This is a genomic window from Paenibacillus sp. B-A-8 (assembly GCF_048572915.1).
GTDB lineage: Bacteria > Bacillota > Bacilli > Paenibacillales > Paenibacillaceae > Paenibacillus_AQ.
The window spans coordinates 5789699-5814574 of record NZ_CP183882.1 but is presented as its reverse complement, the minus strand read 5'-3'; the positions used below and the strand labels follow the sequence as shown (position 1 = coordinate 5814574).

Below are 24876 nucleotides of genomic sequence, written 5' to 3'. Positions count from 1 at the left end.
TAAAACCACGTATTGTAAGGCGCACGGCATTCCGTTAATCCGAATCTCTTACGAGGAGTTCGACCGGATAGACGCTATTTTAGACGAAGCCTTAGCGCGTTATAGTGAGATACCGCCGGAGGTGAGCGCCGCATGAGTACGTACGATGTAGCGGTAAATGGCGTTTGGTTATCGGAGCATGGAGCCGCGCTATATGAACGTAACTTGCCGGTCTTGCCGGAGACCGAAGACAATACGGTCAAGCTCGCGAATACGGACGGCGTCGTTGATTTCGGTGCTTCCTACGGTCCGCGTACGATCGGACTAACGTTCGAGATTACGTCGAGCGCCGCGGAGTTTCACAGGACATTGGCGTATTTAGCGCGGACGTTTAACGCTAAGCGCGGAGAGATTACGCTAGAGTTTGCGGACATGCCCGGCAAGTATTACGTAGCGACTTACGCAGGTACGCTCGCGCTCGGTGCGACAGGATCACGTTTGATTGACGTCAATCTGCGCATGAATGATCCGTGGCCGACCGGTAGTGAAGTTCTAACGGAGTATACGATAGATGCGCCATTGCAAGCGGTGGCGATCGAGTCGGAAGCGGAGGTAAGAGCGCGGCCGGTTATTACGATGGCGAATACGGGATCGTCGACGGTTAACGGATTTACGATAACTAACGAATATACGCTCGAAGATTAAACGAAGGAAACGCGAGGGTTCGGCAATTATGCCGGGCCTTTTTGCGTTGTCCAAAAAATAGGAGGAAACGAATAATGGCGATGCAAATTTCGAACTACTTGAGCGCGGCGCTTCTTAACGCGGCTTTACGCAATACGGCGTTTACCGGACCAGCTACCGTTTACATTGCGCTATATAAATCGGACCCGACAGCAGCGGATACAGGCACGGAAGTAAGCGGAGGCTCATACGCACGGCAGGCGGTAACATTCGGAGCGCCGACGCTCGTTAGCGGACAACAAACCGTAGCGAACACCGCAGAAGTAGTATTCCCCGTTGCTACTGCGGATTGGGGACTCGTAACGCATATCGGATTACGTACGGCGGCAACTGGCGGAAGTCTATTATGGACGAAACCGCTCGATAATCCGCGTACATTACTCGTCGGCGACCGTCCACGTTTCGCGGTATCAAGTACGTCGGTTAAATTCACGCAATAATAGCGGAGAGGGGATTTTATAGATGGCGCAGGTAGAAATGTTCGCAGCAAAAGCGAATAGTCCGGTAACGGAATTGACCGCAGCAATCACGGACGTAGCAACGACTGTCTCCGTATTGGATGCGTCGAAATTACCGGACGCTCCGAATATTGCGACGATTGGCGTAGATGAGACGGCGGAGACGATTAAGTATACGGGAAAAAGCGGAAATACGCTGACGGGAGTAACGCGTGGATTTAGCGGGACGGCGGCGAAGGCGTGGGCGATCGGCGTAGGAGTGGCGCGTTACTTTACGGCGTACGATGCGGATGCGCTACGCGAGAATGTAGCGGAGCATAGCGCGGAATTGGTGACGGTTAATGCGCAGTTGGCGGATATATCGACGGTACTAGTCGGGGTGAGTTGGTACGGAGCCATCGCTGACGGAAATAGTCATCCCTTATCGGAGAGGTATGCTACCCTCGCGCAAGCTCAATCCGTATATCCGTTTGCCACATCCTTGACTAATGAGATTGACTGGTGTGCCTTACAAATGGCACTTAATAGCGGCAATAATATTGCAGTGTATGGCGGTTTAATTGTGGACCAAGCTGCTACGGCGAGCAGGGGCGGAATAAAACTCAGCGGCAATGGATCAATTACGCTAACCAATAAAAATGACGACATACTCAGAATTACGGGAACCGAACTTAGCCCACTCGATAACATTGAAATTTATGGTCTGGAATTTATCGGCAACGCCGATAAAGCGGACATCACTCCCCAACGTGCGATTAATATGTTTTGGGTGAATACGGTCAATATTCACGACTGTATTTTTAAAGAATTTAACTGTGCCATGCGACTCCAACGCTGTAATGATCTTCAAGTCCACCACAACAAATTGTACGATATACACGAAACCAGCGACAACATTAACGGCTATGGCGTGCTTTACGAGGGATGTAAACGTCAGACAACCTCGTTCAATCAGTTTTACAGGGTAGAACGGCATTCCATATATTTGAACGGGTACGAAGCAGCCGTAATATCAGGAAATACACTTATAGGCGATCCTGCCTATGTCCCCGCATCCGGATATGAGATGCCCATTAAGCTAACAAACGGGAATGGCTGTTCAATTCTTAACAATACCTGTAGGTACACAGTAGGGTTTGTCTGGCTGGACACAGCCTTCGACGGTCTCTTACTTGGTCCAGAAGATGTAATCATATCCGGAAACGCTTGTGAGAACTATCTGCAAAATGACTCTATCGTAACCGGCTGGATATTCTTAAAGGGTATGTATATGAAAAATATTAAGGTAACCAGCAATACGTTCAAGACAGCATACAATCACGCTTTCCACTATACGGGTTCTGGAAACGTAGAGATAACGAATAACACCATTGATGGTGGCGTGCAGGGGCTGAGAGTTGATACGGCCTCTACCGGAGCAAGAATTAAGTTCAGCGATAACTTGCTGTTAAATCTCACTTCTGGCATCAATGTCACGAATGCCAATGCTTTAATCTATGGACGGAATAACGGATTTAAGAATGTGTCTGCTGTATCTAACTGGAACAGCATATACCCCAACGTAGCTGTACTGGACAACTACGATATTGATAGTGTGGATGCCAAGTTGATTAATAGCGGGGAATCCACTATAGATGTGCGCCTTGGAAACACCTTTAGAGTGAGTAATACGGGTGTGACTAACGTTACTGGGTTGTCTGGTCAAGGAAAGCAGCAGAAAGTCACGCTGTATTTTACTAATGGGAACACCATTCTCAAACATAGCAGCACCTTTCGGATGAAAACAGGGGCAGACGTTACTTCTGTTGTAGGAATGGTCAAAGTATTTTACCAAGAAAGTATTGGAAATTGGTGGGAAATATAAAATAGGGAGGAGTATGGTAATGAGAGGAATTAACCAGGAGATCACTGTAACAAAAGAATCGACGATTACCTATACTGCAACATCGGAGCGTATTGTCGGAATAAACGAGAATAAAAATTCACAGGTCGTATACGTGCAGATTGAACTGAGTTCCTCTGACGGAACAGTTTTGAAAGAAGAGAGCCTTGTGATCACCGACGCTGACTACGATCTTTTGATGCAAGGGAATCCGTCTTATGCGCCGCAGAAGCCTGTCAACGAATATAGAGAGTCTGACATCTGGCATATCGTTGACCTAGTTAGAAGTCGGCAATAATCCGTAGTTGGACCAAACTGCGCACTAACGCGCCATCACTCACGCAAGCCCTTCGCATCCACGCGCAGGGCTTTTTTACTACGCATCTATTCGCATCCCACACGAAAGGAGACGCACGCCTATGTCGTTTCTCGGCGCATTCAATCGCGCGCCCTTTAATCGCCCTTACGTTATCCAAACGTTCTTCAACGTTACGATCGCATCCGAAACGGACGTATCCGCACGCCTAAACGCTGACTTCGCGGTCGGCATCGTGTTTGACACCGTGACGGAATTTAACGGAGCTCCAACGCGCGACATACCATCCGCCGCAGTATTCGAATCAGCTACGGAATTGCTCACGTCAATGATCCGCGAACGCCTACACACGGCCGGCATCCGATCATCTACGCAATTTAACGCAAAAGTACGCTATATGCACGTTGATAAGCTCGCGTTTACTGGCGGTTTCAACCCCGGCGATAAACTCGTAATTGACGTTAAGAAGCAGACGATTACGCTAAACGGAGTCAACGCGATTCACTTACTTGACGGAGATTTCTTCGAACTCGGCCTCGGACTTAACGAAGTCACCTACGCGGATAACGAAGCAGCTCGCGAAATCCTAACGCGCATTACGCACCGTGACCGCTATCTATACTAATCAGCTTACGCGAAGAGAGGTGAACGAATGATCAACGCACTACAATCGTACGACCGTTTCCGCAAGCGTATCGGCATCTTACGCGACGCTTACGATATCACACGAACGCGGCGGATTAACGCAGATTATACGCTGACTTTCACCGTCCCGATGACGTCCGATGATTTCCGCGATAAATTACCGCTGAAAGGTCACGTAATGGATGAACGCGGTCAATATTACGTAATTAATAAGCGCGAACGATCCCGCGAAGACCGCAAACTTACCGCACAAGTGACATGTAGCCATGTCCTTTTTAAACTCGCGGACTATAAATTTCCGTACGCGTCGTATATACGCGAAGCTTACGGAATCCATATCACGCAATTAACAGCGCTCATCTCGGCGGCAACCGGTGGGCGCTTTTCTATTGCGGTCGATGATACGTTTGATCTCGCGGACGTTAAAGCGTTCGGCGGCGGCAACTGTCTCGAAGCGCTCAACGCGGTCATTAACCTATATGGCGCGGAAGTTGAGCCGGATAACTTTACGCTTCACTTGCGTAAAAAGATCGGCAATCCCGCGTCAGACTATCGGATTCAAGTAACGCGGAATTTGATCACGGCCTCTTTTACAGACAGCGCGGCGTCATTATGTACGCGGCTATACGCGGAAATGAAAGATTCGCGGACATGGATCGGTCAGCCTGCGTCGATATTAACAGCGGAGGAACAGGCGCGACTTAGCGTGATACCTGGCGCAATCACTGACGGAATCCTCCGCGTCAATTACCTCGTATCTCCGTACGCTGACGCGTGGGCATCGGATAGCGTGCCGTTTTACGACGATCTAGTAACGGAGCAAGACGTTACCGATCCGCTTAAGCTCGTAGCTGCCGCGAGATTGCGCTTAGCCGAACGCGAAGTGCCGGCGCTTGAAGTATCCGTCAGCGCTGCGGATTTATTTAAGATCGATAAGCAAGAAGCGCGGCCCGGCCTCGGCGATACGGTTACGCTCGTTGATCCAGCGCTCGGCTTAACGGGCATCACTGCGCGGATTACGGAAATGACGGAGTATCCGTATGCGCCCGATAAACATACGTCCCTCACGGTCGCGAACGTAATGAAGCGCGACTATACGCAGATACTCGCGGACTTGGAGGCGGGGCGGCGCGCGATAGAGAACGTGTTTAGTGGCGGTCGTATCAGAGCGGAAGTATTCGAAGAGTTCGCGCGGCTGGCGGTTAACGAGATCAACGCGAGTAAGACGGAGATTAGATACGATGAACGCGGAATCGTCCTGCAGTCGAAAACGGACCCGTCCGATCAAGTCATATTAACGTCAAACGGACTTATCTTAACGACGGATGGCGGAGCGACTGCGCGGACAGCGATAACGGCGACCGGAATTGCGGCGGAGGTAATCGCGGGGCAACTCGGTAGTTTCGTATCGATGGTTATCGGTAGCGGTAATAACGTAGTCAAGATTAATACGAACGGAATTAGCGCGGGCCATGACGATTTCAATTCCGCGCCTTTTCGTCTAGATATGGCGGGTAACGTCGTACTCAATAAGCTGACCGCTAATAGCGCGTATATCAGTACGTCAAATTTAAACGCCTCAACATGGAAGGATGGGTACTTTACCGGAAATATTACGGCTAATGGCGAGATCACCGGCGGAACGATAACTGGTGCATTGATTCGAACTGGAATATCCGGAGCGCGTTTCGAAGTAGACTCGTCGGGTTGGCGAACATATGACGCATCAGGGACGCGGAGAATCGGGATATACGCGGACTCTGGCTATGGAATGAGCGCGATTACTTTCGATAAAACTGGCGGAGGGCGCAGCGGATATATAAACGGCGGTGACGGATTATTTGCTATTGCTTCGTCCGTTGATATGCAGATATCCGCAATGGCGGGCAATATATACTTTCAAGGTCAACTTGATTTTAGTTCGGCGTACAGTATTAGTGGACTTCAAATGTCTCATATTAGTGGGTTATCCTCTAGCATTTCCTCCCTACAGTCTGAGATGTCAGCAAAGGCAAGCAAAGGAAGTAGTACTGGATCGGCGGGACCATATAACTGCGGAATACCGATCGGTACAATAATCAAAGACGCAAGTGGAGCCGCTTATACTTGGTCCGGTGTCCCGGCGCACACACATACGCAAAACTAATATATGCGGGCTCTCCCTATTATTGGTATAATCGCGATATATCTACTAGGAGGGTTTGCTCATGAAAAAGTCGATCATTGCGCTATTAACTGCGTGTGTTCTTGTTACTGGTACGTCTGCGTTTGCTGCTACGTCTTCACTCGTTGGTAAAAAGGTAGCGAAGGAAGTCGTTATTGAAAAGAACGGAGTTAAGTCCGCTAAAAAGGCAGTAATCATAGACGGAGTAACCTACGCGCCAGTTCGTGACATTGCGGAAGGCGCGGGGTATAGCGTCACTTATAAGGGGGATTTGATCTCATTGGAAACCGTAGCGGAAGAGGTGTCCTCAAAAGAAGTAGATATCTTAAAAGCCGAGGTATCAAAACAGGAGGAGCTGATTAAGTGGCATCAGTTTAATATAACAAATACAACTACTACTGATATCGCTAACCTTGAACAAGAGATCGCAAAAGAGAATGCGCGAATTGAAAAAATACCTGGACGTCTAACGGGGCTGGAAGCGAACTTAAAAGAGCGTCGTACTTACGTTTCAGAACAACAGGCGTTGATTGACGCAGCTCAAGCGAAGATTACTGAACTGCAGGCGGAGATTTCCGCACTTAATAAATAAATTTCAAATTAACGAAGAGCTTCGCTGACACAGCGGGGCTCTTTTTACGTAAAGGGGATGCTATATGAAAGTGCGCACGTTACTCGAATGTACGATAGATACATTTAATCCCGCACCAGAACTTACTGCGACTATTGGTGTAGTATTAGCCGGACTCCCTAGCGCAGAGGAGCGCTTAGCGGTGCTTCAAACGTTATATGACGAAATCGTCAACGCGCTAGAGGAGTATACAACGCCTGAAACGGAGGCGGCTTCGTAATGGAAACGGTATGGTCCGAAATCGCAAAGAACGGAATATTTGCGCTCGCTGCCGCTGTTATTGGATACGCGCTATGGAAGCAGATGCAGCGCATATCAGACGAAGCTAAAGCGCGCGAAGAACGCATTACAGCGGAATCGAAAACGGAACGCGAGCGGATGCACAGCGAAGCTATCGCGCGTGAGGATCGCTTGATGAAGCTGGCGGAAGGACTGACGGATCGATTCGAAGCGCTGGCCGGTCAATACGAGAACCTGGCGCTCGATGTCCGCGATATTAAAACGATAGTACACGGAAAGGATGTTGCGTAATAATGACGCTCACAATCGAACAGGTACGTGCGAAGTCCGCCGCTAAGTTGGTTGGGCTTATTCCGTGCGTAAAAGCGGCAGCCGAAGCGCTTATCGATCGGTCATATGCGCTAGGTATTCCGATTGTTGTTACGCAAGGACTGCGAACATTTGCGGAGCAGAACGCACTATACGAACAGGGCCGCACGAAGCCGGGAAGTATCGTAACGAATGCGCGCGGAGGATATTCGAATCACAACTTCGGAGTCGCGATTGATTTCGCGTTACTTACGAACGATGGGAAATCCGTATCTTGGGATACGAAGCTAGACGGAAATCGGAATGGTAAAGCGGATTGGAACGAAGTAGTTACGCTGGCAAAGGCGCTCGGCTTTACGTGGGGCGGCGATTGGAAAACGTTCCTTGACCTGCCGCATTTCGAAATGACGTTCGGATTATCCACTGCTCAATATCGTGCGGGTAAATGTCCGACACAGGCGCAGGTAGACGCAATAATGGCGTTAGTTAATCCGAAAAAGGAGGTCAACGATATGATCGTATATAAAGCGAACGTAGTAGTTAACGGATGTAAGGCGAAGGACGGCGTATTGATTGACGGAGCAGTGTACGTTCCATTGCGCGAGATGTCCGATCAGTTTGGCGCGGCCATCGCGTGGGATAACGTTACGAAGACCGCAAGTGTTACAATTAAGGAGGCGAAATAATACGATGAATAGAAACGATATCATGCGTAAATTATCCTCGCGGAAGTTTTGGGCGCTACTCGCTGCGTTAGCTACTTCGGTACTTACGGCTTCGGGCGCGGGTGACAATACGGTGCTGCACGTAACTGGCGTCATTGGCGCGGTCGGTGCGTGCGTTGCGTATATGCTGGCGGAGGGCATTTCTGACGCAGCGCGAGGTACAGGCGGAGATAAGGCGGAGGATTAACGATTTAAAAGGCGCAGTTCTTACGGGAGTGACTCCGTAGGGGCTGCGCCTTTTTTTTTGCGTTTATATTAATAGAGAAGAAACGCGCTTCTGACGTTGCAATCCACGCGCCATTAGGGTACACTACGGTTAGCGAGATTAGGCGTTGTAGAGGCGCGTAATTAACAAGTGGTTGTACGGATTAACAATCCCCGACATCGTTCAAAAACGTTGATCTGACGCGGTTTTTAGCCGAGCGTTAGCCTAACGTCGATTCACCATTAATAACCCGAACGCTACTGCAACCTGCGGCTGTGGCTCAAGCTTCCGTACAGCTACGGATGCAGGTAAACCGAACGAAGAGCCTTGCTAATCGCGACGACACGCCTCCAGGTCCTATGTTGAGTTCTAGAACATCGGGCTTGGAGGCTTTTTTTTATTCTCAATGACAAAAGTCATCACAAGGAGCTCTATGCATGCTGATAAGGAAATTAAACGCAGAAGAACAACCCCCTTTGCATCTGTTGTTATTAGCCGATCCTTCACAAAGTCTTGTTGAAGCGTATTTAAAAAGAGGTCAATGTTTTGTAGCTGAAATAGAAAATTGCATTATTGGTGTCTATGTTTTGCTACAAACGAGGCCTGAGACAGTAGAACTAGTGAATATAGCCGTTGATGAGAAGCAGCAAAGTAAAGGAATAGGAAAACGGTTGGTCTATCATGCGATTGAGAATGCGAGATTACTTGGTGCGAAGACGATTGAAGTGGGTACCGGGAATTCAAGTGTAGGGCAGCTGGCTCTCTATCAGAAATGTGGATTTAGAATTACCGGAATCGATAAAGACTTTTTTATCAGACATTATAGTGAAGAGATTGTTGAGAATGGGATTAAAGTAGTAGATATGATCCGCCTTTCATTAGATATATGAGTACAATACAAACAAAAGCCCTCCGACGGAATTCCGTGAGAGGGCTTCTGTTTGTTTCAGGGTACACTTAGGCTGGAATAATGAACTTGTAATTAATCATAAACACGATGAGCGCTGCGGCTCCAAGGGAAAAGGCAATACAGCCAGCACCCAATGCTCTGCGTCTGTCTTTAATGAATTTAAAGCCAATAGCGCAGATCAGTATAGTCGTTCCAGCCAATACGATGGACATCCCAAGCATGGCCACCCAATATAATACCTCGAAAAACTGAGCCATTCCGAGCCCTCCCCGCGCTGTTTTTTTTAAGAACCTCTGAGACATAATTATATAGTTAGAATTGAAAATGTAACCGCTATTAATAATACAACGATTTTGAAGATTATTCTAGTTATAGTGAACTCATCCATTACGATTAAAATGTCGAATGTTCAGAGATAAGATTCTTCAAAATCTGCAATCTAACTATGCACGATTGAGATTGTTGTCGATACAAGCTCTAAGCCCTTTTTGCTAATAGCCTCTTCCTACACGGACAATCATACAAGAGGGCGGGACCTCTTCTGAGTAATGTATAGGGTAGGCTGGAATGTGAAAGGAGGGAAAGGACAATGTCGGGAAGACAGTTGGCTAGCAAATGGTTAAAGACAGAAGCATTGCTCAGTGACGCGAGGGTTTCTCATTATATACCAATGACGAGGGTGTATTCGGCTGACTCACTGTTAGCCATGCTCCGGAAATATGGAAATGTTGTTATTAAACCTATAGTTGGTGGCGGAGGTTACGGTGTAATCAAAGTATTTCGGGATAGCCGAGGTTATGGATTTACTTATATGGACAGAACTCGAATTTACAAGGATTTCAGATCCATGAGACGGGCGCTCCATTTCGTCAAGGTCAGACGCAGATATTTGATTCAACAGGGGATTTCTCTCGCCAGGATTGGCGGGCGTCCTATTGATTATCGGGTAAAGGTAGTGAAAAATGGTGCTGTATGGGAGTTTCGCTCCATGGTAGGAAGATTAGCTCGACCGGGCCTGTTCGTAACCAATTTATGTAAAGGTGGTACGATGCTTTCTTGTCGTGAAGGACTTCGCAGATCGTTGCCCCGGATGAAAGCATCGGCGAAGAAAGCGGAGATGCGTAGACTAACACTTGTATGTATTGAACTAATGGAGCGGCACTTCCCGGGAATAGGTGAACTGGGCTTTGATTATGCTGTGGATTATTCAGGTAAAATATGGATTTTGGAGGTTAATACAAGACCTCAGTAAATTAACAAATATTTTTAAATTGACGATAATAGAGTAGTGAGATAAAATTGCGTTTAGTTGCGTTCTTTTGGGGTAAATTATATTGTAATTTATTTACAATAAAAATATATTTTTAGCTGTATACAAGTGGTTCAATCCTGTGTATAACTATTATCCCCATATTCCACTGTGCAGTTATCACCTTTGTAACGCTTACGCACATATTATACACAGGATTTCCACATGTACTTGTGGATAACACGAACGCTTGTTCGAAAAATGATAGTTTGATATGATAGATTCAGATCCAAATACAGGAAAGGTAGATGAACGTTATGGTTGAATTGTCCGATGAGATGCTTCTAGACTCTTACCATAGAGCGATAGAATTGCAACTAGAGCATGATTTCATCGCTCTTCTACTCGTTGAGATTCGCAAACGAAACTTACACTCTCCAGTTCATGCGGTTCTTCATTAAAAGAGCGCAAAGTATACCTTTGTAGCTGGCTACATATAAATAGACCGCGAGTCACAAACATAAAAGGGTATCCTGATAGGCTGCTATTGATAGGCCTATCAGAATACCCTTTTTTATTGTAGTAGATAGAATTAGAGTTTCATATTACTGCTGTGACCTGGTGAAAGCTTAGCTTCCGGATCGATATAGACTTTTGCGTTATTCACAGCCGTTGGAGCTTCACCGAATCCTACAGCAATCAGCTTCAGCTTACCCGGATATGTGGTGATATCGCCGGCCGCAAAGATGCCTGGAATACTTGTTTCCATACGTGAGTCAACGACAATGGAGTTTCCTTCAATATCGATACCCCATTCTGCAATAGGTCCTAGCGAGGAAACAAATCCGAAATTGACGATTACACTGTCGACTTCGATCTCTTGTGTTTCCTTAGTTTTGATATGAGATAAGGTAACCTTAGTAATAAACTCGTCACCATGCAGTTCTGTAATTTCAGTAGGTGTAATTACGTTAACTTTGGAAGCCATCAGATTCTCTACGCTGTGTTCATGCGCACGGAATTTATCCCGGCGGTGAATCAGGGTTACCTGCTCCGCGATCGGCTCCAGCATTAGCGCCCAGTCTACTGCGGAATCTCCGCCACCGCTGATCAGAACTTTTTTATCTTTAAAGGCATTTAAATCATTCACAAAATAATGGAGGTTGGCTTTTTCAAACCGTCCTGCGTCTGGCAGTTCTAAACGGCGGGGTTCAAAAGCGCCTACACCAGCTGTGATGATAATAGCCTTACTGTGGTATTCTGCTACATCAGTTGTAACTACAAAATGGCGTTCGTCCCGTTTCTGAACAGAAATTACTTTCTCCTCCAGCCGGATATTCGATTGGAACATATCCATTTGCCGTGTCAGGTTGTCAACCAATTCTTGTGCAGTTACTTTTGGGAAACCTGCTACATCATAAATGTATTTTTCAGGATAAAGTGCAGCAAGTTGTCCTCCCAATTGGGGCATACTTTCAATAAGTGTTACTGATGCCTGACGCATCCCACCGTAAAATGCGGCAAACATGCCAGCTGGACCGCCACCTATGATTAAAAGGTCGCTCATAGGAACGCCGGATTGCTCTTGTGTCACGGGATATTACACCTCCGAGTTGATATATTCATTTTGCCATACTTGTATTCTTTCTTATTATAAACATTGTGACACATACCTGCAAAGAAAGACTTTAGAACACAATAAGAATGTGACGTTTTTTAGTATTTTAATGTTTGATTAATACTACACTAAGGTTTACAATGGATATGGTCAATTTAGAAATCCTTTAAGTTTGATTGGAATTTCTTCTAAATATAAGTGTATAAATTCACAAAAAGGACCGTACATTGTTTCAATAAAAAATACAAAGACAGATTTACCTCTTGGAAGGAGCCGGAACATGAGTAGTATTCCCAAAATCGTAATCTTAGGCGCGGGCTATGGGGGTATTTTGACCGCACAGCGCTTACAGAAGGCTTTGAACTATAATGAAGCGGATGTCACGCTCGTAAACCGTCACGAGTACCACTATTTTACTACCCATCTACATATGCCTGCTGCGGGTACAGATAGTATTGAACACACTCGGGTGTCTATTTCTAAACTAATCGATGAATTCAAGATCGATCTCGTTAAGTCATCTGTTCAGGAAATTCGTACCCAGCAGAAAAAGATTATTTTGGAGGATGGTACTCTTTCGTATGACTATCTCGTCATTGCTTTGGGCGGAGAGCCTGAAACCTTCGGTATCCCAGGACTTGATAAATACGCACTGACGATCCGGAGCATCAACTCCGTTCGTTTGATTCGTGAACATATTGAGTATCAATTTGCCAAATACAAGAACGAGAACAACGCTCAGGAGCATATCAATTTCGTAGTCGGTGGTGCCGGCTTTAGCGGAATTGAATTTGTGGCCGAATTAGCGGACCGCATCCCTGGGTTGTGTAAAGAATTTGACGTTGATCCAAGCATGGTAAATATATATAACATAGAAGCTGCTCCAACAGCTCTGCCTGGATTTGCACCAGAACTTGTTGAGTATGCAATGAACCTGCTCACTAAGAAGGGTGTTACATTCAAGATGGGCGTTGCGATCAAGGAATGTCTACCAAACGGTGTAATTCTGGCATCAGGTGAAGAGATTAAAGCTTCTACAATTGTCTGGACAGGCGGAATTCGCGGAAATCGTCTGATTGAAGCTGCAGGATTTGAAGCTATGCGTGGTCGTGTGAAAGTAGATGAATATTTACGTGCACCAGGCCAAGACAATATCTTCATTATTGGAGACGGCTCCTTGATGATTAACCCAGAAGGACGTCCTTACCCGCCAACAGCACAAATTGCTATGCAACAGGGAGAATGCTGTGCACATAATTTGGTGGCTGCGATCCGTAATCAACAACCAAAGAAATTCGCATTCAGCAATAAAGGAACAGTAGCTTCTCTAGGTAAAGGACAAGGGATTGCTGTAGTTGGCAGCAAAACTTACAAGGGCTGGACTGCAGCTCAATTGAAAAAAGTTGTGGATATGCGCTATTTGTTCATTATCGGTGGAATTCCGCTGGTTCTGAAAAAAGGAAGATTCTTATAAGATGCGTCACTGCAGCGTGCAGGTGCGTGGATTGCTGACAAGAGAAGAATTGGACCGATACAACGGACTGATTGAGGTTGGATCTTATCTGGAGGATCAGAATCAGTACGATCTAGCTTATGTTGTCCAAAAGGAAATTGATCTGCTCATTCTCCCTGGCATTGAACGCTTAAAGGAAAAAGGGCGAGCGCGTGACCGGGCTACGGCTGAATTTTTGGAAAGTCTGCGTGATGATGAAGATGACAGCGAAGAGGATGAGGAAGCAGGAACCTCGTTATAGCATTCAAAAAGGGTGAGTCTCCATAACGATCTGGAAACTCACCCTTTTTGTTACAATTTAAGCATTTCCTCAAAAGAATCCTCAGTCAGCAGGTTGCCGACATAGAAAGGTCCGAATTCACCGTAGCGAGCACTGACTTCGTCAAAGCGCATTTCGTAGACCAGCTTCTTGAATTGCAGCGGATCTTCAGCGAACAGGGTTACACCCCATTCCCAATCATCAAAACCTACGGAACCGGTGATAATCTGTTTCACCTTACCAGCATAACCTCGTCCGATTAATCCGTGAGAAGCCATCAGCTCGCGGCGTTTATCCATATCAAGCATATACCAGTTATCGGCAAGCTCGCGTTTCTTGTTCATTGGATAGAAGCAAATATGCTTCGCTTGCGGCAAAACAGGCTTTAGACGTGCGATGACATGTGGATTCTGCATAGGGTCGCTACCATCGCTGCCCCCCGCAAGGTAGTTGCTTAATTCAACAATACTTACGTAGGAATAGGCTTTAGTTGTATATTGAGCAAAAGCTATTTTGTTAAAGGCTGTCTCAAGCTGGTTCAGAGCTTCCAAACTTTCACGCAAGAACATCATTACGAAATCGGCCTTCTGGCCAACGATGGAATATACTGCAGAGCTGCCTTCCTTAGCTTCTTCGACAGTGCTCCACTCCTGCATAAAAGCATGTAATTCTTCCATAGCAACGGCACGTTCTTCATCATCTGCTGCCGTCCATGCGGTCCAGTTCAGTGAGCGGAAGTCATGCAATGCATACCAGCCTTCCAGTGTCATAGCGGCTTCGTTCATGATCTCACTCCTTAAAAGTTTTACGAAGCTTAAGCTTCGCTGAATAACTTCGCGTAAAACTTGCATCGAAAGCATACACTTAGTTTTACGAAGCCTAAGCTTCGCTGAATAACATCGTGTAAAACTTGCTACGAAGCTCCTGCATCATAGACTATGTACGATTCATTAATCTATATGCATTGTATCGCAATCGAGTTGCTTAGAGCAAATGATGACAATCTGTTGTAAGTGAATTAGGCCTAAATTTGAATAAAGTTCATTGCTTCGTGACATTTTTTCTAGTAAACTTACTACTAGCTCGTATAAGATGTGCGCTTCTTTATAGAAAGGGGTAGTGGCGGTAACATGGGGTTTATTCCAGTGTTTATCCTAACCGTTTTATTCTTTGTGATGATGTTTGGTATTGGATTTATTCTTAACATGTTAATGAAGACAACCTGGTTTCCCGCTTATCTATTCGTTCTTATTATTCTACCCGTCGTAGTCTATTCCATTTGGGATAGAAGCGCGATGTCGCTTTGGGAGCATCTCTCCAGTTTCCACTTTGTTGATTACTTAACGGGTGTTGCTGGTCTTGCAGGTGCTATATTGAGTGGATGGACCATTCAAAAACTGCGCTTTGGTGGTTACAAGATGTTTTAAAGATTTAATTGGAAGACCTGCGGCTCTGATGTGAGAGTCGTTTTTTTGAACATATAAGCTTTTAGGTGCTAAGAATCAATTTTGAAATTCAGCGAGAAACGGAACCTTCCTCTTTCAGAGGACAGCGAAGCCGTTTCTTCTTGTTTAATAGAGGCAGATAATCGTAAGAAAAAGCTGATTATATAGCGAAAAGAGTCGGAATTGGTAGTTTATTTACATTTCCGGTGACGTTTTTTATGATAGAATAGAATCCTGTATGAATTCGTGAAAACAAGGGGGTATCCGTAGATGCGCATGAGTAACTTACATCATTTCACCGAACATCATCGGTACTGCGTTTCCCGCGAATTTGGTCTTAGTGTTATAGATGGACGTATGCTTAGCTCTGTGTATCAACCTATGGTAGGAGCTTTTGCAATCAGTTTCTATCGTTTGCTGGTTGAACATGTGCCAGCAGATAGCATTGGCTATTCTGGAGTGGAGCAACAGCGCAGATTATTTATGACGCTAGGCGTTGAACCGAATGAGAAAGGCCGCAAATATTTAATAGATCAGGCTTCCCGGTTAGAAGCGGTAGGTCTGCTGCAGACCTGTCGAATCTATGTGCCGGAAACCGATGATTACTTATATGAATATGAGCTTATGCCGCCGCTATCGCCAGCTGACTTTTTTGCTACTCAGCATTTGACGTTGCTATTACGCGATAAGATCGGCAAGTTTGCTGTGCTGTCCTTACGGGAACAATTCTGGAACCGAGAGCCAGAAGAGTGGAGTCGCAGATCCATAGGCAAAGAGAATATTTCCGTGCCTTTTTATGATATTTTTCAACTAAATACACATGTCATTGATTATGAACTGGAACAGGCACTTGCAGAAGTGGCCTCTGTGCGTCAGCCCGGCATGCGTGAATCGGGAGAACAGGCGATTGGATATAGCGATATTATTTTGCGTTTTCCACGGGAGTCTGTGAACCGGGCTCATGTAGAAAAACTTCGCTTTGACCATACTCAAATGGGTGTTATTAACTATGTAGCTCATAAGTATGAACTCAGTCCACAGGATTTATGTCGTCTGCTGGATGAAGATGGCGTGTTCTCGCCGGAAGGCGAGGTAATACTGGATGCACTGCAATATAAAGCCAGCCAGCATTTCAGGCAAGATATGAAACGGCAGGAAAAGCGTGAAATTGCAGCTGCTAAGGTTGTTTCCATCCGAGCCAGTGCCTCCGAAGAGAATGATGATTCTATTGCGCCACCGGAGCAATCTGTAGAGATGGAGTATTATGTAGAAGTACCACCACAATTTTTGTCCAAATGCGACATTCACCAATATAATATGATGCTGCGGAACGAACCTTATACGCGGCTGCTTCAAACCTTTTTTCCAGGTGCAGTACCCAGTCATTTGATGGATATGTTCGAGAAAATAGATTTGAACTATAAGCTAAGCGGTGAAGTAATCAACGTACTTATTCATTATTTAATGACTATGGTAGCCTCTGGTGGAGAACAACGAATGAACCGCAATTTTGTGGAGGCTATTGCTTCCAATATGCTGGTTAAACAAGTGAACACCTACGAGAAGGCTGTAAAATATATCAGGGATCAGTCCAAAGTGAAGGGCAAGGGTGCCACAACTAACACGGCAGCAGGACCACGATCACGTTCATATGCTAAAAATGCAGGCAGATCGGCCAAGCCGGAAATACCGATTGGGCTGGACGATGGAAGTGCCGGAACGGTATCGGAAGAGGAATTCGCGGCGATGATGAAGAAAGCGGCAGAAATTAAAGCCAGCAAGAAAAAAGGCGTTTCCCAAGCGCCGTAATGAAAGAGAGGTGGAACTATGGAGTCTATGGGCGATGTACTTCGTTCGATCAACAATCCAACTCTACGGCAGCGTCAACGCGATCTTGAACAGGGGTTATTCAATCATCCACTTGTGAAGGCATTGCAGTCCGAACATCCTGAGCTGGATGAATCGCGACTGCGGCTTCATATGAGCCGTCTGTATCAATATGTTGAGGAAAGTCGCAACTGCGCGAACTGTCCGGGACTTGAGAAATGTCCAAATGATTTTCCGGGGCATTATAGTAAACTTACGGTAGAGACTGTGAATGGTTCAACGGATTTATATGAACGCAAAACGCCATGCCGTCTTAAAGTGGCACAGGACAGTCAGGATAGTATCCGCAAACGTATTCGCAGCTTTTATGTGGACGAGCGTGTGCTTAATGGCGGTTATGATGAAATAGATATTATGGGCAAGGATCCACGCCGGGTCTCGGCGGTTAATAAAATATTTGATTATATTACGAGCGTTAAAGATGAAGGTCTGACCTCACGCGGGATTTATTTACACGGAACCTTTGGAACAGGTAAAACATTTCTGATGTGTTACTTGCTTCATGAGCTTGCTGTTGCCGGCTATACTGGAGTTATCGTATATATGCCGGATTTTATCGAGGATTTAAAATCGATTATGATGGACGGCCAGAAGTTAAAGGAAACCGTGGATACGATGAAAAACTGCGATTTGCTTATCTTTGATGATATTGGTGCAGAGAACTTGAATCCATGGGCGCGTGATCACGTGCTTGGCGCGATTCTAAATTATCGGATGAACCGTAAACCAACCTTCTATACCTCGAATTATCCGCTCGATGGTTTGGAGAAACATCTTAGCTTTACAAGCAAGGATGGCGAGGAGATCTATAAAGGCCAACGTTTGATGGATCGTATTGCTCCTTTTGTGGATGTTATTCCACTGCACGGGGAGAATCAACGGGGGACAATTAGATAAGCCGGAGTATTCAAAACCTTAAAATTCAGAGAGAGCAGCGATTCTCCGTTTATTGGAGGGTCGCTGTTCTCTGTTTTCTTTCTCTAAATTACTTTTTTAAAAAAAGAAGCCGCCCCAAGTAGCATTCGCTATTTTTGAGACAGCCTCTTTTTATATTACGATGATTCCCTTACTCCGAAATGAACTTAATGATGACCATGCCGAAAAAGACAACGGTCATAAATGCAGTCATTCCGAAAAATCCATTCATTAAATCGCCTAGATCATTGCGGGGTTCTTCGTTGATGTGTTCTCGTGGGTCCCGTACTTGCGCGTTGACATCCATAGCTTCTGCCTCCTTACAGGGACAATGCCTGTATTGTTAAGATGCAAATTAAGTTGACCATTATGAAATAAGTCATTGACATTTAATGCGCTTTCTTAGAGTATACCGAAAGGCTGGGGAGATTGTAAAGAAAAGAGTAACGTAAATAAAATTAGTTTGAGGGCAATATAATTGTATGTGATATATAACATATCCCTTAAAGATATGTTATACTGGAATTGTGTCGGTAAGTGGTAATTTGGTTATCATATTACATGAAACAATTTATTAACTTATATTTTCGGAGCAACTTCCATAAACTAAGCTTTGGTTTAGAGTGGAGTAATGTTTCGTAAAACTTTAGAGGAGGAACAATATCATGGCTATCGTGAACGTGTCTGACCAAACCTTCAGTAACGAAGTGGAAGGTCAAGGTACTGTAGTAGTAGACTTCTGGGCTCCTTGGTGTGGTCCTTGTAAGATGATTGCTCCAATCTTGGACGAATTGTCCGCAGAACTGGGAGACAGCGTGAAGATTGCAAAATTGAATGTGGATGAGAATCCGGAAACGGCTTCCCGTTTTGGCGTGATGAGTATCCCAACCCTGATCTTCTTCAAAGACGGTCAACCGGTAGATAAAGTTGTGGGATTGAACTCCAAAGAATCCCTGAAAAATATCGTAGCTAAACATCAATAATTGTTAAATGCTACTGTTCGGGCCTCGGCCCTGCCGCTCAGCGCCTTCGGTTCATTCCGGAGGCGTTTTGTGTGCTGAATGCCAATTAATTATGGGTCCAATTTAGCTGGAGGGGATCATTTTGGACAACATCCGCAACAAACTGGCTCTATTACCCGACCTGCCCGGGTGCTATCTGATGAAGAATGAAGAAGGCACCATTATTTATGTGGGTAAGGCGAAGGTGCTTAAGAACCGGGTTCGCTCTTATTTTACAGGCAGTCATAATGGTAAAACTCAGCGGCTTGTCGCTAACATTGCTGATTTCGAATATATTGTTACGTCCAGTAACATGGAAGCGCTCATTCTCGAGTGCAATCTGATTAAGAAGCATATGCCGCGTTATAACGTACTTCTGAAGGACGATAAGACATTTCCTTATATCAAAATAACGAATGAAACTCACCCTCGGCTTGAAGTCACACGCCGGGTGATTAAAGATAAAGCAAAATATTTCGGCCCTTATCCTAATGGTTATGCTGCACAGCAAACGAAAAAGCTCCTCGATCGTATGTATCCGCTCCGTAAATGTGGCGTAATGCCAAAGGAAGTCTGTCTTTACTATCACATGGGCCAATGCTTGGCGCCGTGTGAGAAGGAAGTGCAGAAATCCGAGTATGAGCAGATTACGCAAGATATCGCTGCTTTTCTGAGCGGAGGTCATGATGCGGTTAAGAAGGATCTACAGCAGAAGATGCAGGAAGCTGCTGAGGAATTATATTTTGAACGGGCGAAGGAACTGCGGGATCAGATTATCCATATTGATGCATTGATGGAGAAACAAAAGATTAACACCACAGATACTAAGGATCGTGACGTATTTGGTTATGCGGTAGACAAGGGATGGATGTGTGTACAGATTCTGTACATGAGACAAGGGAAGATGATTCAGCGCCACTCCTCTGTCTTTCCGTTCTATGGGGAAGCCTACAGTGACTTTATGTCTTATGTGACGCAGTATTACAGTGATAATCCTGCTCTGCCGCAGGAGATTCTTCTGCCGGATGTGCTTGACGAGGAAGCAGTGGTTGATAAAGAAGCTAAACCGGCGATTGTCATTGCTGCTCCAGCCGAAGAAGATCTACAAAAGGGGGAAGATACCCCCGAATCGCCTGAAGAAGTTGAGGCCCGTGAAATGGCCGCTGCGGAAGCATCAGCAGCAGGTGTCGTTGATGCTGCAGGTGGCGCCTCTATTCTACAGGAGTGGCTCGGCACCAAAGTGCTAGTGCCACAGCGTGGCCTCAAGAAGCAGATGGTCGGTATGGCATGCCAAAATGCTACAGTCGCAATCGACGAGAAGTTCCGGCTTATTGAACGAGATGAAGTACGTACCTCTGGTGCTGCAATGAGCTTAGGCGAGAGCTTGGGGCTCGAACGCTTAAGCCGGATCGAGGCGTTCGATAACTCGAATATTCAAGGGACTAATCCGGTTTCTGCGATGGTTGTCTTCATTGATGGCAAGCCTGCACGAAAAGAGTATCGTAAATATAAGGTTCGTACGGTGGTGGGTGCGGATGATTATGGAACGATGCGCGAGGTCATCCGGCGGCGGTATGAACGGGTGCTGAAAGAAAACCTGCCGATACCAGATCTTATCGTAGTCGATGGTGGTAAAGGGCAGATATCCTCAGCTATTGATATTCTGGAGAACGAGCTGGGGTTATTCATTCCGGTCTGTGGTCTCGTCAAGGATGATAAGCATAAGACGGCTCAGCTTTTGGTTGGAGATCCGCCAGAACCTGTCGCTTTGGCTCGGGATAGTCAGGAATTTTATCTGTTGCAACGGATTCAGGATGAGGTGCATAGATTCGCCATCACCTTCCACCGTGAACAACGTGGGAAGTCCATGGTTACTTCTAAACTGGACTCCATACCAGGTATAGGCGAGAAGCGGCGCAAGGCGTTGCTTAAGCATTTCGGATCGCTAAAGAAAATTAAAGAGGCCTCCATAGAGGATTTTAAATCACTTTCTATTGGCGAAAAGCTGGCTAGTCAAATTCTTGAGGCGCTCAAGGATGAAGAGCCAGCGACATAGGCATTCGAAAGACTGGAATGATGTATACGTAAATATAAAAAAGGTGTCACAGCAGTTTTCTGCTGTGACACCTTTTTTTATTATCGGTTATCCACCCGTTACTTCTTTAAATGATAGATGTCGGTTCAACCGGCTTCGGATCAGGTTTTTGCGGTGGATTAAACCGGTAGACAATGTAGGCGACTATGAACGGCATGATAATCGCGAAGATACCTGCTCCGACATTCACGCTTTCCTTCATAAAGATCAGCGTAGCGCCCATCAGAATGCTGTCAAACACGACATGACTGAACATGACGGCAATAAAGCCGTAACGAAGGAAAATATAGCTGAAGAGCAGCCCGATCACGGTAAGCTCAATAGGACGGGAGCTGATAGGGTAGATCGGATAAAGTGTATGACCAAACGCCCATACCAGCGTAGTGATCAGGCAAGCGATGAACGTGCTCCGGAACACCTTTTTCAACATAGGGATTCCGAAAAAACGATAAATAGCTTCCTCGGATAACCCGGCGAGCCATGCAACGATAGGCAGCAGCCAAGCATATCTCATGTTGTAAGGAGATTGAGTAGCGTCAGTAGTGGACCAGTTCTGCAAAGTCAATGATAATACGATGAACATAAGGGTCTGTACCCCTAGCAGCACGAATGCCCAGACGTATCCAGCCCGGATACTATCCAGCACGTATTTACCATAGCCAGGCTCTTTAGCACGAGGCCATGGGTTCATCCCCTCTTCTTTTTTCCAAAGACCGTCCCCTCCAATTAAAGAGAAATAGAGCAGGGAGGACATTAGAAGGCTATATAAGGCATAAATGATGAACATAATGACGGAAGTGATCTGAGCCTCGAGTCCTTCGCCCGAAGATTCAGGAAGCATATTATAGGTGCTGATCATCATGATTACAAAATAAGCTGAGCTTAGGAAAATTCCGCGCTTAAAGGAGGTATGTTCTCTTCTAAGTATGCTGTAGATGAGTGCCAAAATTCCTAAAGCTAAGGTAGGCAGACCGTAACCGAATAGAGTAAGCTTTTCCGCGAGAGAGGTCTGGTCCTTCACGTAGGAGGTATGCCAGGCTGGAGCAGTGAATCCGGCTTTAAAGCTGGATACCTGTTCGTCAGCGAAATCGAAATAATAGTGAAGCAAGGATTCGCCGATCTGAACGGAACGGTCAGTATACACGAGCCCATAGTATCCTGCATTCGATTCAATTTGCAGCTTGGCGGGATTCACATCCCATTCCTGAAGCCAGGGGCGGGCAAGATTTTCTTTTTGTGCCAAAGACAAGTCAGCACCCTTGTCCTCTTCTTTTGCACCAGTGGTTACATTGCTTGCCGATTCTGCAGATGATCCTTCTGCACCTTGTGTGAAAGCGACAACTGCACCAGTATACATATTGAGGTCAACGGAGATCAGTGGCTCTTGTTCCGCTGAAGGACTAAGTGTTACACGAAAGATGTCAAAAGGATATCGTTGATCCAATTTCTTTTTTGTATAGTCCTCCAAAAGCTTCTCGCGGGACATATAACCATAAAAGGAAGAATCCGTTTCATAAAGTACATTCCACTGATCGTTTGGTGCTTTGGTATAGTTTAACTTTTGTTCCGCAAATGATATCGCTTTGTCGCGGGCTTCCGCCTTACTGATGACGGTAGTATCTTCCCCGGCAGGGCTATTTAGCACCGAGGGGGCAATCTGAAACATAATAAATAGAATAAGACCGATAATGCCCGAGATGATGAGCCTCTTGGAGAGGGCACGTTGCTGTAAGGGCTGGCCAACGGGATTCATGTAACGCCTCCTTGTAAACTGACAATGTTATGTTCCATTATAGTATTAGTGCCATGATAGTTACAAAAATCATCGTATATTTTTTTTATGGGTAATAGAGATATTATAGAATAGGAAACTGAATATATACCATGAATTTAAAGTGATCATTTCTTCATTTTTCATGAAAAACGATGCAATTGCAGGGAAAACACGGAAAAGTGATGAGAAAAGGCACTCCTTCTGGTACATCCTCTCCAAACCGCATTTTTCATATGAATCACCATTAATTGTGTCTTTGTGATTTATCGAAATAACAGATATAATTTGTATGCAATTGTATATAGCCGAATTTCAGGTGAAAACGGGGGAACCATAAGAAGTAATGAAAAGATGAGTATACGCCGTAAAAGGTGACTTTATTCATCAGGGGTGAATTTCGTTCTAGGAACGAATAGGGCAGCCTGCACAGTCCGAATCCGTCAGCTAACCTCGTAGGCTAATTTACTGCAGGAACCAAGGGTAGCATTGGTTTTCCAGTGCTTTTTTTGTTGGAATTCTTTAAATTAAGATAAGAGGGTGAGCATAGTGGCTTCACAGTTTCGCAGAGTTTCTGAATCAAAGTTTCTGAAGCTCTCTCCGCCTCAGATTATGGTGCTCGGTTTTGCATCGATTATTCTGATAGGAGCTTTGCTGCTTATGCTTCCCATTTCGAGTACGAGCGGGAATGCTGTGAGTTTTATTGATGCATTGTTTACTTCGACATCGGCAACCTGTGTGACTGGACTTGTGGTGCTGGACACCGGGACGACATTCACCTTTTTTGGAAAAACCGTGATTATGTTGCTTATCCAGGTTGGCGGCTTAGGTTTTATGACAATGGCCACCTTATTTGCCATGATGATGAAACGCAAAATCTCTTTGCGGGACAGGTTAATCCTACAGGAAGCCATGAACCAAGGTTCTATGGAGGGGATTGTTCGGCTGATCCGGAGAGTACTTATTTATTCATTAGTCATTGAGGGCTGTGCAGCGGTGCTGCTGTCCATACGTTGGGCGTTTGATATGCCGCTGGGAAAGGCCATTTATTTTGGGATATTTCATGCAGTGTCGATGTTTAATAATGCTGGATTTGATATTTTTGGGGATTTTCGGAGTTTAACCGACTATGTATATGACCCGCTAGTGAATATCGTGGTGATGTTTCTGATTGTCTCCGGCGGTATTGGTTTTATTGTCATGTCTGATCTGGTGGAGTTTCGTGTAAAACGTAAATTGTCTTTGCATAGCAAAGTTGTACTCTCTACCACGGCTGGGCTTATTGTTATTGGTGCTTTGGTTATTTTTATATTTGAATTTACGAATCAGCGCACACTGGGTAATCTTAATTTCGGCGGCAAAATATTATCGGCATTCTTCCAGTCTGTATCGCCCCGAACCGCTGGTGCCAATACGGTGGATATTGCCGGACTCCGGCAAGCCTCTCAGTTCTTTATGGTTATTCTTATGTTTATTGGTGCATCACCGGGTTCAACGGGTGGCGGGATTAAGACTACTACCTTTACCATTATGATAGGTGCGGTAATCGCGATGCTGCGCGGGCGTGAAGATGTTGTACTGTTCCGTTATCGATTGGCGCAGGAGCGTATCTATAAAGCGTTGACGTTAACATTACTAGCTTTACTATTGATCCTCTCTGTGTCGATGGTACTTTCCACAACAGAGGATAGTAATTTCTTAGCGATCTTATTTGAGACAACCTCGGCCTTTGCCACGGTAGGGCTAACGATGGGGCTGACACCTGAACTATCTATCATCGGTAAGATTCTGATCTGTCTGACTATGTTCGCAGGTCGACTAGGTCCATTAACTTTAGTGTATGCGCTTGGTCCTAAACAGGGTAAACCATTGTATAAGCATCCAGAAGGTAAAATAATTATTGGATAGGAGCTAA

General features: G+C 45.5%; 27 protein-coding genes, 1 pseudogene and 1 riboswitch. Of the genes and pseudogenes, 23 read left to right on the top strand and 5 right to left on the bottom strand.

Annotation, left to right across the window (positions count from 1 at the left end; all coding sequences use genetic code 11):
* The first annotated feature begins 132 nt into the window (after window positions 1-132).
* From ACN6MV_RS26150 to ACN6MV_RS26090, 13 genes and pseudogenes are all read left to right on the top strand, one after another.
* Window positions 133-684 carry a phage tail domain-containing protein gene (locus ACN6MV_RS26150; protein WP_419884828.1) on the top strand — a complete coding sequence of 184 codons (552 nt, stop codon included), beginning with the start codon at window positions 133-135 and terminating at the stop codon, window positions 682-684.
* A gap of 74 nt (window positions 685-758) precedes the next feature.
* Complete coding sequence (locus ACN6MV_RS26145) at window positions 759-1163, top strand: phage tail fiber protein (RefSeq protein ID WP_076297448.1); 405 nt, start codon at window positions 759-761, stop codon at window positions 1161-1163.
* A gap of 22 nt (window positions 1164-1185) precedes the next feature.
* Window positions 1186-3045: a hypothetical protein gene (locus tag ACN6MV_RS26140; protein WP_419885177.1), complete on the top strand. Its 1860-nt coding sequence runs from the start codon at window positions 1186-1188 to the stop codon at window positions 3043-3045.
* Window positions 3046-3064: 19 nt separating this feature from the next.
* Complete coding sequence (locus ACN6MV_RS26135) at window positions 3065-3361, top strand: hypothetical protein (protein WP_419885176.1); 297 nt, start codon at window positions 3065-3067, stop codon at window positions 3359-3361.
* 121 nt (window positions 3362-3482) lie between these two features.
* A complete protein-coding gene (locus ACN6MV_RS26130; protein ID WP_419885175.1) occupies window positions 3483-4004 on the top strand; it encodes a phage distal tail protein in 522 nt (173 codons plus the stop codon).
* A 27-nt stretch (window positions 4005-4031) separates the two neighbouring features.
* The gene (locus ACN6MV_RS26125; protein WP_419885174.1) at window positions 4032-6170 is read left to right on the top strand and encodes a phage tail protein; all 2139 of its coding nucleotides are present in this window, start codon (window positions 4032-4034) and stop codon (window positions 6168-6170) included.
* Window positions 6171-6231: 61 nt separating this feature from the next.
* Window positions 6232-6780: a hypothetical protein gene (locus ACN6MV_RS26120; protein WP_419885173.1), complete on the top strand. Its 549-nt coding sequence runs from the start codon at window positions 6232-6234 to the stop codon at window positions 6778-6780.
* A 64-nt stretch (window positions 6781-6844) separates the two neighbouring features.
* Window positions 6845-7039 carry a hypothetical protein gene (locus ACN6MV_RS26115; protein ID WP_419885172.1) on the top strand — a complete coding sequence of 65 codons (195 nt, stop codon included), beginning with the start codon at window positions 6845-6847 and terminating at the stop codon, window positions 7037-7039.
* Complete coding sequence (locus ACN6MV_RS26110) at window positions 7039-7350, top strand: hypothetical protein (RefSeq protein WP_419885171.1); 312 nt, start codon at window positions 7039-7041, stop codon at window positions 7348-7350. The genes ACN6MV_RS26115 and ACN6MV_RS26110 overlap by 1 nt, the downstream gene beginning before the upstream one ends.
* 2 nt (window positions 7351-7352) lie before the next feature.
* Window positions 7353-8054, top strand: a complete 702-nt coding sequence (locus tag ACN6MV_RS26105) for a M15 family metallopeptidase (RefSeq protein WP_419885170.1) — start codon at window positions 7353-7355, stop codon at window positions 8052-8054.
* A 4-nt stretch (window positions 8055-8058) separates the two neighbouring features.
* On the top strand, window positions 8059-8280 hold the full coding sequence (locus ACN6MV_RS26100; protein WP_419885169.1) for a hypothetical protein: 222 nt from the start codon (window positions 8059-8061) through the stop codon (window positions 8278-8280).
* Between the two features lie 253 nt (window positions 8281-8533).
* Window positions 8534-8632: pseudogene (locus ACN6MV_RS26095) on the top strand (iron-sulfur cluster assembly accessory protein); the annotation flags it as partial.
* A gap of 103 nt (window positions 8633-8735) precedes the next feature.
* Window positions 8736-9188 (top strand): GNAT family N-acetyltransferase, encoded by a 453-nt coding sequence (locus tag ACN6MV_RS26090; protein ID WP_419885168.1) that lies wholly within the window; start codon window positions 8736-8738, stop codon window positions 9186-9188.
* A 67-nt stretch (window positions 9189-9255) separates the two neighbouring features.
* Here the strand turns inward: ACN6MV_RS26090 and ACN6MV_RS26085 are convergent, their stop codons facing one another.
* Window positions 9256-9465, bottom strand: coding sequence for a hypothetical protein (locus ACN6MV_RS26085; RefSeq protein WP_042130893.1), 210 nt, complete (start codon window positions 9463-9465; stop codon window positions 9256-9258).
* Window positions 9466-9797: 332 nt separating this feature from the next.
* Between ACN6MV_RS26085 and ACN6MV_RS26080 the strand changes: the two genes are divergently transcribed.
* Both ACN6MV_RS26080 and ACN6MV_RS26075 read left to right on the top strand, forming a co-directional pair.
* Window positions 9798-10460: a YheC/YheD family protein gene (locus ACN6MV_RS26080; RefSeq protein ID WP_042130892.1), complete on the top strand. Its 663-nt coding sequence runs from the start codon at window positions 9798-9800 to the stop codon at window positions 10458-10460.
* Window positions 10461-10774: 314 nt separating this feature from the next.
* Window positions 10775-10918 carry a sporulation histidine kinase inhibitor Sda gene (locus tag ACN6MV_RS26075; protein WP_036685584.1) on the top strand — a complete coding sequence of 48 codons (144 nt, stop codon included), beginning with the start codon at window positions 10775-10777 and terminating at the stop codon, window positions 10916-10918.
* A gap of 131 nt (window positions 10919-11049) precedes the next feature.
* On the opposite strand, the gene ACN6MV_RS26070 is transcribed toward ACN6MV_RS26075, so the two are convergent.
* Entirely contained in the window at window positions 11050-12024 is a 975-nt protein-coding gene (locus tag ACN6MV_RS26070; RefSeq protein WP_094877850.1) for an NAD(P)/FAD-dependent oxidoreductase, read from the bottom strand.
* 331 nt (window positions 12025-12355) lie between these two features.
* Here ACN6MV_RS26070 and ACN6MV_RS26065 point away from each other — a divergent pair, with 331 nt between their 5' ends.
* Both ACN6MV_RS26065 and ACN6MV_RS26060 read left to right on the top strand, forming a co-directional pair.
* On the top strand, window positions 12356-13549 hold the full coding sequence (locus ACN6MV_RS26065; protein ID WP_042130890.1) for an NAD(P)/FAD-dependent oxidoreductase: 1194 nt from the start codon (window positions 12356-12358) through the stop codon (window positions 13547-13549).
* 1 nt (window position 13550) lies between these two features.
* A complete protein-coding gene (locus ACN6MV_RS26060) occupies window positions 13551-13829 on the top strand; it encodes a hypothetical protein (RefSeq protein WP_042130889.1) in 279 nt (92 codons plus the stop codon).
* A gap of 50 nt (window positions 13830-13879) precedes the next feature.
* On the opposite strand, the gene hemQ is transcribed toward ACN6MV_RS26060, so the two are convergent.
* Window positions 13880-14632, bottom strand: coding sequence for a hydrogen peroxide-dependent heme synthase (gene hemQ, locus ACN6MV_RS26055; RefSeq protein WP_042130888.1), 753 nt, complete (start codon window positions 14630-14632; stop codon window positions 13880-13882).
* Window positions 14633-14977: 345 nt separating this feature from the next.
* On the opposite strand from hemQ, the gene ACN6MV_RS26050 reads away from it, so the two are divergent.
* From ACN6MV_RS26050 to dnaI, 3 genes are all read left to right on the top strand, one after another.
* A complete protein-coding gene (locus ACN6MV_RS26050; protein ID WP_042130887.1) occupies window positions 14978-15274 on the top strand; it encodes a YuiB family protein in 297 nt (98 codons plus the stop codon).
* Window positions 15275-15562: 288 nt separating this feature from the next.
* On the top strand, window positions 15563-17101 hold the full coding sequence (locus ACN6MV_RS26045; RefSeq protein WP_042130886.1) for a DnaD domain protein: 1539 nt from the start codon (window positions 15563-15565) through the stop codon (window positions 17099-17101).
* Between the two features lie 18 nt (window positions 17102-17119).
* Window positions 17120-18076 (top strand): primosomal protein DnaI, encoded by a 957-nt coding sequence (gene dnaI, locus ACN6MV_RS26040; RefSeq protein WP_042130885.1) that lies wholly within the window; start codon window positions 17120-17122, stop codon window positions 18074-18076.
* Window positions 18077-18245: 169 nt separating this feature from the next.
* Here dnaI and ACN6MV_RS26035 read toward each other — a convergent pair whose 3' ends face one another.
* The gene (locus ACN6MV_RS26035) at window positions 18246-18401 is read right to left on the bottom strand and encodes a YqzM family protein (RefSeq protein ID WP_094871648.1); all 156 of its coding nucleotides are present in this window, start codon (window positions 18399-18401) and stop codon (window positions 18246-18248) included.
* Window positions 18402-18759: 358 nt separating this feature from the next.
* Here ACN6MV_RS26035 and trxA point away from each other — a divergent pair, with 358 nt between their 5' ends.
* Complete coding sequence (trxA, locus tag ACN6MV_RS26030; RefSeq protein WP_042130884.1) at window positions 18760-19077, top strand: thioredoxin; 318 nt, start codon at window positions 18760-18762, stop codon at window positions 19075-19077.
* Window positions 19078-19198: 121 nt separating this feature from the next.
* Window positions 19199-21151 carry an excinuclease ABC subunit UvrC gene (gene uvrC / locus ACN6MV_RS26025; RefSeq protein ID WP_339267016.1) on the top strand — a complete coding sequence of 651 codons (1953 nt, stop codon included), beginning with the start codon at window positions 19199-19201 and terminating at the stop codon, window positions 21149-21151.
* 106 nt (window positions 21152-21257) lie between these two features.
* On the opposite strand, the gene ACN6MV_RS26020 is transcribed toward uvrC, so the two are convergent.
* Window positions 21258-22943, bottom strand: a complete 1686-nt coding sequence (locus ACN6MV_RS26020; RefSeq protein WP_419885167.1) for a CPBP family intramembrane glutamic endopeptidase — start codon at window positions 22941-22943, stop codon at window positions 21258-21260.
* 314 nt (window positions 22944-23257) lie between these two features.
* Window positions 23258-23437: riboswitch (cyclic di-AMP (ydaO/yuaA leader) on the top strand.
* A 136-nt stretch (window positions 23438-23573) separates the two neighbouring features.
* On the opposite strand from ACN6MV_RS26020, the gene ACN6MV_RS26015 reads away from it, so the two are divergent.
* A complete protein-coding gene (locus ACN6MV_RS26015; protein WP_042132457.1) occupies window positions 23574-24869 on the top strand; it encodes a TrkH family potassium uptake protein in 1296 nt (431 codons plus the stop codon).
* Window positions 24870-24876 lie beyond the last annotated feature (7 nt).